This window comes from Novosphingobium sp., assembly GCF_031417815.1.
GTDB lineage: Bacteria > Pseudomonadota > Alphaproteobacteria > Sphingomonadales > Sphingomonadaceae > Novosphingobium.
Genome location: NZ_JANOWI010000012.1, coordinates 1 through 8,233, shown reverse-complemented (window position 1 = coordinate 8,233; position 8,233 = coordinate 1). Strand labels below are relative to the sequence as shown.

Annotated in this window: 8 protein-coding genes; all 8 read left to right on the top strand. The window is 65.0% G+C overall.

All coding sequences use genetic code 11. From position 1 onward, the window contains the following. On the top strand, positions 1 to 735 hold a 735-nt coding region (locus RMN99_RS02860), incomplete at its 5' end, for an FtsW/RodA/SpoVE family cell cycle protein (protein ID WP_309621782.1). Beyond that, entirely contained in the window at positions 732 to 1,910 is a 1,179-nt protein-coding gene (gene murG / locus RMN99_RS02855; RefSeq protein ID WP_309621781.1) for an undecaprenyldiphospho-muramoylpentapeptide beta-N-acetylglucosaminyltransferase, read from the top strand. The genes RMN99_RS02860 and murG, both read left to right, overlap by 4 nt. Positions 1,911 to 1,942: 32 nt before the next feature. Then, positions 1,943 to 3,346, top strand: coding sequence for a UDP-N-acetylmuramate--L-alanine ligase (gene murC, locus RMN99_RS02850; RefSeq protein ID WP_309621783.1), 1,404 nt, complete (start codon positions 1,943 to 1,945; stop codon positions 3,344 to 3,346). After that, entirely contained in the window at positions 3,343 to 4,272 is a 930-nt protein-coding gene (murB, locus tag RMN99_RS02845; protein WP_309621780.1) for a UDP-N-acetylmuramate dehydrogenase, read from the top strand. Before murC ends, murB begins: the two co-directional genes overlap by 4 nt. Continuing rightward, a complete protein-coding gene (locus RMN99_RS02840) occupies positions 4,269 to 5,213 on the top strand; it encodes a D-alanine--D-alanine ligase (protein ID WP_309621779.1) in 945 nt (314 codons plus the stop codon). Before murB ends, RMN99_RS02840 begins: the two co-directional genes overlap by 4 nt. Further along, complete coding sequence (locus tag RMN99_RS02835; protein ID WP_309621778.1) at positions 5,210 to 6,196, top strand: cell division protein FtsQ/DivIB; 987 nt, start codon at positions 5,210 to 5,212, stop codon at positions 6,194 to 6,196. The genes RMN99_RS02840 and RMN99_RS02835 overlap by 4 nt, the downstream gene beginning before the upstream one ends. Continuing rightward, positions 6,196 to 7,476: a cell division protein FtsA gene (gene ftsA, locus RMN99_RS02830; protein WP_309621777.1), complete on the top strand. Its 1,281-nt coding sequence runs from the start codon at positions 6,196 to 6,198 to the stop codon at positions 7,474 to 7,476. The genes RMN99_RS02835 and ftsA overlap by 1 nt, the downstream gene beginning before the upstream one ends. A gap of 110 nt (positions 7,477 to 7,586) precedes the next feature. Next, on the top strand, positions 7,587 to 8,233 hold a 647-nt coding region (locus RMN99_RS02825; protein WP_309621776.1), incomplete at its 3' end, for a cell division protein FtsZ.

The window sequence follows — 8,233 nt, the reverse complement described above, 5'->3', positions numbered from 1 at the left end:
TCATGGCGGGTGCGCGATCCACACTTGCCGGTGATCGAACTGTGTACCGGGCTGATGGGCGGAATTGCCATCCTGCTGATGACTCAACCCGATTTCGGATCGACCATCCTGTTTGCCGGGGTGTGGTTCGTGATGGTGTTGATGAGCGGGATTTCGCTCAAGCGGATCGGCCTGGCCGGCGGGTTTGGTGCCGTGGGGGTTGGGCTGGCCTACATGTTCTATGAAAATGCCCGCCACCGGATCGACGCCTTCCTGGGCGGCGGCACCGCCTATGATCAGGTCGATCTGGCGCAGCGCACGCTGACCGCGGGCGGGTGGACCGGCAGCGGGCTGTGGCTTGGCACCAAGAAGCTGGGCCTGCCCGAAGCGCATACCGACTATATCTTTTCGGTGATCGGCGAGGAATTCGGTCTGATCGCCTGCGCGATAATCGTGGCGCTTTATCTGATGCTGGTTGTGCGGGTGATGCTGCGGCTGCTCGACGAGGAAGACCTGTTCACGGCGCTTGCAGCGGCGGGGCTGACGGCGCAATTGGGGGGGCAGGCCTTCATCAATATCATGGTCAACCTGCAGCTGTTCCCATCGAAAGGCATGACCTTGCCCCTCATTTCCTACGGCGGTTCATCCACCATCGCGATCTGCCTTGGGGTGGGTCTGCTGCTGGCGATCACCCGTCGCAATCCGTTTATCCGGCGCGAACGGCTGTCGCTGAAGCAATTGGGGCTGGTGAAATGAGCACGGTTTCGCGCCACTATGTGCTGGCGGCCGGGGGCACCGGCGGACATCTGATCCCGGCCTTTGCGTTGTCGGCGGAACTTGAGGCGCGCGGACACCATGTGGCGCTGATCACGGATGATCGTGGCAGCCGCCTGCCCGGCCGCCCCCCCACGCTGGTCAGCCATGTCCTGCCTGCCGGACGGTTCGGCAAGAACCCGCTGCACTGGCCAAAGGCGATCGAGGCTGTGCTTGAAGGCCGGCGTATGGCGCTGCGGCTGTTTGAAAGCTTTCAGCCCAGCGCCGTGATCGGCTTCGGCGGTTATCCTGCGTTCCCGGCGCTGTGGGCTGCCACCGGGGCGGGCGTGCCGACTGTGATCCATGAACAGAACGCGGTGCTGGGCCGGGTCAACCGGTTCCTGGCCGGGCGGGTTGATGCAATCGCCACCTCTTACGAACAGGTCGAGCGGCTGAAGCCCAAGCATGCCGAAAAGGTTCACCTTGTCGGCAACCCGGTCCGCGCCGAAGTGCTGGCGCTGCGGGACCGGCCGTTCCCGCCGTTCTCCAGCGAAGGCCTGCTGCGGGTGCTGGTCACCGGCGGAAGCCAGGGCGCCAGTGTGCTGAGCCAGGTGGTGCCCGATGGCCTGGCGATGCTGCCGCCCGCGCTGCGCGGCCGCTTGCAGGTGACCCAGCAGTGCCGCGCCGAAGATATCGAGGCGGTGCGCGCCCGCTATGCCGGACACGATATCCCGGCCGAACTTGGCACCTATTTTGAAGACATGGCCAGTCGCCTCGCGGATTCGCACTTGTTCATCGGCCGCGCCGGGGCCTCGACCGTGGCCGAACTGACCGCGGTGGGCCGCCCGGCGATCCTCGTCCCGCTGCCGATCGCCACCGACGATCACCAGGCCGTCAACACCCGCGAGATGACCGCGGCGGGCGGGGCACGGATGATCCGGCAAGACCGCTTTACGCCGGTGGAACTGGCCAAGCAGATCCAGGCGATCGCGATGAACCCGGCGACGCTGGCCACCGCTGCCCACGCCGCATGGAACTGCGGCCATGCGGGTGCCGCATCGGATCTGGCCGATCTGGTCGAAAGCTTTGGCGGCGCGCCCTTGATGGACGTGATCAGCCCCGCACCAGGCGCTGCGCCTGCGGGCAACGAGGCGCTGGCCCTGGATGGCGGCGCATGAGGCAGGCGCTGCGTCAGAAATCGGGCCACCGGATGCCGACCGAGATCGGCACGATCCACTTTGTCGGGATCGGCGGGATCGGCATGTCGGGGATTGCCGAAGTGATGCACAACCTGGGTTATCAGGTGCAGGGCAGCGACATTGCCGAAGGCTATGTGGTCGAAGGGCTGCGCAAGCGCGGGATCAAGGTCATGATCGGCCATGCGGCCGAAAACCTTGGCGAAGCGGCGGTGGTGGTTACCTCTACGGCGGTGCGGCGCGATAATCCCGAAGTGGCCGCAGCGCTTGAAAACCGCGTGCCGGTGGTGCGCCGCGCCGAAATGCTGGCCGAACTGATGCGGCTGAAACGCACGGTGGCAGTGGCCGGTACGCACGGCAAGACCACCACAACCAGCATGGTTGCGGCGCTGCTCGATGCCGGCGGGGTCGATCCCACGGTGATCAACGGCGGGATCATCAACAGCTACGGCTCCAACGCGCGGCTGGGCGAGAGCGACTGGATGGTGGTCGAGGCCGATGAGAGCGACGGCTCGTTCCTGCGGCTCGACGGGACAATCGCGATCGTTACCAATATCGATCCTGAACACCTTGAACATTATGGCACTTTCGACGCGATCAAGGACGCCTTTGTCGAATTCATCGAAAACGTGCCGTTTTATGGCTGCGCGGTGCTGTGCATCGATCATCCCGAAGTGCAGGCAGTGATCCCCAAGATCCGCGATCGCCGGGTGGTGACCTATGGCTATAGCGCGCAGGCCGATGTCCGCGGCGAAAACGTTACCCCCTATCCCGGCGGCAACCAGTTCGATGCGGTGATCCGTCAGCGCGATGGCACCCAGCGCCGGATCGGGGGGATCGACCTGCCGATGCCCGGCCGCCACAACGTCCAGAACGCGCTGGCCGCGGTGGCCGTGGCGGTTGAAATGGGCGTGTCGGATGATCTGATCTGCACCGGCTTTGCCAAGTTCACCGGGGTCAAGCGCCGCTTCACCAAGGTTGGCGAAGTGGACGGTGTCACCGTGATCGACGATTACGGCCACCATCCGGTCGAAATCCGGGCCGTGCTGGCCGCCGCGCGCGAAGGGGTGCGGACGGGGCGGGTGATCGCCGTGGTCCAGCCGCACCGCTTCACCCGCCTGCGTGATCACATGGCTGACTTTGAAGCCGCGTTCAACGATGCCGATGTGGTCTATGCCGCGCCGGTCTATGCCGCCGGCGAAGCGCCGATTGAAGGCGTGGACAGCGCAGCGATGGTGGCCGGGATGAAGGCGCGCGGGCACCGCAATGCGCAGGTTATTGCTGGTCCGGATGACCTGGCCGATGCGCTGGCTGAAGTGGTGCTGGAAGGCGACATGGTGGTGTGCCTGGGTGCAGGCGATATCACCAAGTGGGCTGCCGGGCTGGCCGATGCGATTGCGGCGCGGAGGGGCGGTTGAACACGGCGACCCTTCCCAAGGTGGCGGGCAAGCTCACTGCCAATGCCCCGCTGGCCCCGCTGGTCTGGTTCAAGAGCGGCGGCGCGGCCGAATGGCTTTTTGAGCCAAAGGATCTGGCCGATCTGCAGCATTTCCTCGCCGATCTGGGTCCGGCTGCGCCGGTCATGGCACTCGGCCTCGGCAGCAATCTGATCGTCCGCGACGGCGGGGTTCCCGGCGTGGTTGTGCGGCTGGGCAAGGCCTTCGCCAAAGTGACCAGGTGCGCCGACCTGACGCTCGATTGCGGCGCCGGAGCCAGCGGCATCCTGGTCTCCTCAACCGCGCGCGATCAAGGCATTGCGGGCCTTGAATTCCTCCGCTCGATCCCCGGCACGGTCGGCGGGTTCGTGCGGATGAACGGCGGCGCCTATGGCGGCGAGGTCAAGGATATTCTTGTCGATTGTGATGTGGTGCTGCGCGATGGAACGCTGGTCACGCTATCCACCCCGGAACTGCACTACACCTATCGCCACTCCGATCTGCCCGAAGGCGCAATCGTGGTTGGCGCGCGGTTCAAAGGGCAGCCCGGCGAACCCGCCGCAATCCAGGCCGAGATGGACCGCATCGCCGCCAGCCGTGAGGCCAGCCAGCCGCTGCGCAGCAAGACCGGCGGATCAACCTTCAAGAACCCCGAAGGGCACAAGGCCTGGCAGCTGGTCGATGAAGCGGGCTGCCGGGGGCTGACCTTGGGCGGGGCGCAGGTCAGCGAAAAGCACACCAACTTCCTGCTCAACCTGGGCACGGCGACCAGCGCCGACATCGAAGGGCTGGGCGATGAAGTGCGGGGGCGGGTGAAAGAGACGTCGGGCGTTGACCTCGAATGGGAAATTCAGCGCGTTGGCACTTGTGCCAGAGCGCCAGACAAAGAACGAGTGGAAAAGAAGTGACACTCCCCAAACTTCACATCGCGGTGCTGATGGGCGGCTGGTCGAACGAGCGGTCGGTTTCGCTGATGAGCGGCGAGGGCGTGGCAAAGGCGCTGGAAGAACTGGGCCACAAGGTCACGCGGATCGATATGGACCGCACAGTCGCGCAGACCCTGACCGAAACCAAGGCCGATGTGGTGTTCAACGCGCTCCACGGCTCGCCCGGCGAAGATGGCGCGGTCCAGGGTATGATGGACCTGATGGGGCTGACCTATACCCATTCGGGCATGGTCGCCTCGGTGATCGCGATCGACAAGGAACTGACCAAGCAGGCGCTGGTGCCGCACGGCGTGCCGATGCCCGGCGGGCGGATCGTGGCGGTGGAGGAAATCCATGAGCGTGACCCGCTGGAGCGGCCCTATGTTCTGAAGCCGGTCAATGAAGGCTCGTCGGTCGGCGTGGCGATCGTCACCAACGAAGGCAATTACGGCAACCCGATCAGCCGCGCGGCCAAAGGGCCATGGCAGGAGTTCGATTCGCTGCTGGCCGAACCCTATATCCGCGGGCGCGAATTGACCACTGCGGTGCTGGGTGATCGGGCACTGCTGGTCACCGAACTCAAGCCCAAATCGGGTTTCTACGATTTCGATTCCAAATATACCGAAGGCATGACCGAGCACATCTGCCCGGCCGAGATTCCGGACGAAATTACCCAGGCCTGCCTCGATCTGGCGCTGCGCTGCCACCGGCTGCTGGGCTGCAACGGCTGCAGTCGCACCGATTTCCGCTGGGACGATAGCCAGGGGATCGAAGGGCTGTTCGTACTCGAAACCAACACCCAGCCGGGGATGACCCCGCTCAGCCTGGTGCCCGAACAGGCCCGGCATCTGGGGATCGAATACGGCGAGCTGGTCGAAATCATCATTGCCGACGCGCTGGCACGCAAGGAGAAAGCCAAGTGAGCGGGCAGAAGATCAAACGCGGCGGTAAATCGGTGCGCAAGGCAGTGGCCGCACAAGGCAAGGCGCGCCAGGTTCGCGCTGCCAAAGCCCGCACCGGCAGCGCGGTCGATACGCTGATGGCGGTCCAGCCGTTCAGCGAAAGCCAGTTGCACCACATCTTTCTGGCGATGATCCTGGGGCTGGCGGCGGTGCTGCTGTGGGTGGTGGCCAGCTTTGCCGGGCTGCCCGCGATGGCCGGCACCGAGCTGGAGCGGCTGGCCCAGCAGAGCGGGTTCCGCCTGACCAGTGTGCAGGCCATCGGCACCAACCATCTGAACGAGCTCAAGGTCTATCAGACCGTGCTCGGCAACGGCAATCGCGGCAAGGCCATGCCGTTTGTCGATCTTGAAGATATCCGCGGCCGCCTGCTGCAACTGAGCTGGGTCGAAGACGCGCGCGTTTCGCGCCGTCTGCCCGATACGGTGGTGGTCGACATCATCGAACGCACACCTGTTGCCGTGCTGTCACGCCCTGGCCGGCTGGCACTGATCGATGCCAAGGGGCGCGAGCTTGAGCCGATTTCGCCAGACCGGGTGGGCAAGCGGATGGTCCTGTCCGGCCCCGGTGCCGCGGCGCAGGTGGGCGCGCTGACCGCATTGCTCGATGCCGCGCCCGCGCTCAAAAGCCAGATCAAGGGCGCCGAATGGATCGGCAACCGCCGCTGGAACCTGACTTTCAAGACCGGCCAGGTGCTGGCCTTGCCCGAAGGCGACGAACCATCGGCCAAGGCACTGGTGACTTTCGCGCAGCTTGACGGACGCAACCGCCTGCTCGGCGGCAAGGCGGTGGCCTTCGATATGCGCGCTGGCGACCGGATCTACCTGCGCATGCCCAGCCGCACCGATGCGCAAGAGCAGGCGAGCGCGGTAATCGCCCCCGCCAAGCCGGATACTGCTGCGGCCAAACCGGCCGCGATCAAAGCCAAGCCAGAGGAAAAGAACTGATGGCAGCCCCGCGCATCGCCCGCGTTTTTGGCGCGGTCAACATCGGCTCGTTCCGCATTTCGGCAATGGTCGCAGGGCTGACCGAAACTGGCGAAATGCTGGTGCTGGGATCCAGTCACCGGGCCGCCGACGGGATTAAGCGCGGCTACGTCACCGATATGGCAGCTGCTGCCTATGCCGTGCGCGATGCGATCGAACGCGCGGAAAAGATGGCCAACACCTCGGTCACATCCGTGTGGATCGGCTGTTCGGGCGCAGGCCTGGCCAGCCAGGTCGCGCAGGTCGAGGTTGAAATCGGCGGACGCCGGATCGAGCCTGAGGATATCGAACACCTGCTGGTCGCCGCGCGCGAAGTGATCCAGCCCGATGGGCGGATGGTGCTGCATGCCCAACCGGCGCACTACACGCTCGACGGGGCAGACGGGGTGGCCGATCCCAAGGGGCTTCATGCCGAACGGCTGGGGGTCGACATCCACGTGATGCTGGCCGATGGCGCGCCGATCCGCAACATTACCGAAGCGGTGCAGAACGCGCACCTCGATGTCGAAGCGGTGGTCGGATCGCCGATTGCCGCGGGCTATGCCTGCCTGTCCGCCGAAGAGCGTGAGCTGGGCGTGGCTTTGGTCGAATTCGGCGGCGAAGTGACTAATGTCTCGGTCTATGCCGCGGGCATGCTGCTGGGGCTGGTCACGATCCCGCTCGGCTCGGGCGATATCACCGATGCGATCGCCTCGGCCTTCGGGATCCGCCGGTTCCAGGCCGAACGGCTGAAATGCGTGCACGGCTCGGCCATTGCCAGCCCGGCCGATCACCGCGAGATGATCCCGGTCAACGCGCCGGGCGAGGAAGGGGTGGGGCCACTGGCCCGCCACGCCGATGACAAGAACCGCGTGCCGCGCGCCGAACTGGTCTCGGTGGTAACCCAGCATCTCGGCAGCTGGATCGAAGAGGTTTCGCGCGCTTTGAAGGGCCTTGGCTTTACCGGGCAACGCGGCCAGCTGGTGGTCCTGACCGGCGGCGGCGCGGAAATGGCGGGCCTGGCCGACTATGCGCAAGGCGCGCTGGGCAAGCCGGTGCGGATCGGACGCCCCCAGCATGTCAAAGGTCTGGCCGAAGCCCACGCGACCCCTGGATTCTCGACCTTGGCCGGGCTGGTGCTTTATGCGGCGGCCGATCCGATCGATATCCGGTCAATTCGTTCCAATTTTCAACCGACCGTGCGTTACAAGGGTATGGGGCTGGTCAATCGACTTTATCAGGCCGCACGCGAGTATTTCTGACTTGGCGGTTGTGGACAAAGGGTTTTACGGCTTTGATTCACCAATTTGAAGGGTGCAAGGTCCGTGGTTAATACATGCAATGCATCCGTCGCGCGGTCAGGAGACAGTAGATGAGCATCAATATCGGGCCCCCCGCGGTTGAGGAACTCCGTCCGCGGATCACCGTGATCGGCGTTGGCGGGGCTGGCGGCAACGCCATTACCAACATGATTTCGGCCGGGATCGAAGGGGTCGATTTCGTCGTCGCCAACACCGATGCCCAGGCGCTGAACAATTCGGTGGCGGAACACCGCATCCAGCTTGGCACCGATATCACCCAGGGCCTTGGCGCCGGCGCCCGCCCCGAAGTGGGCCGCGCCGCCGCTGAAGAAAGCCTGGCCGAGATCGATCGCGCGCTGGAAGGCGTGCACATGTGCTTCATCGCCGCCGGGATGGGCGGCGGTACCGGCACCGGGGCCGCGCCCGTGGTGGCCAAGGCCGCGCGCGAAAAAGGCGTGCTGACCGTGGGCGTCGTCACCAAGCCGTTCCTGTTCGAAGGCACGCGCCGGATGCGCGCTGCCGATGCCGGGATCGAAGAACTGCAGCGCCATGTCGATACGCTGATCGTCATCCCCAATCAGAACCTGTTCCTGGTGGCCAAGGCCGATACGACCTTCAAGGAAGCCTTCTCGATGGCGGATGAGGTGCTCCAGCAGGGCGTCCGTTCGATCACCGATCTGATGGTCATGCCGGGCCTGATCAACCTCGATTTCGCCGA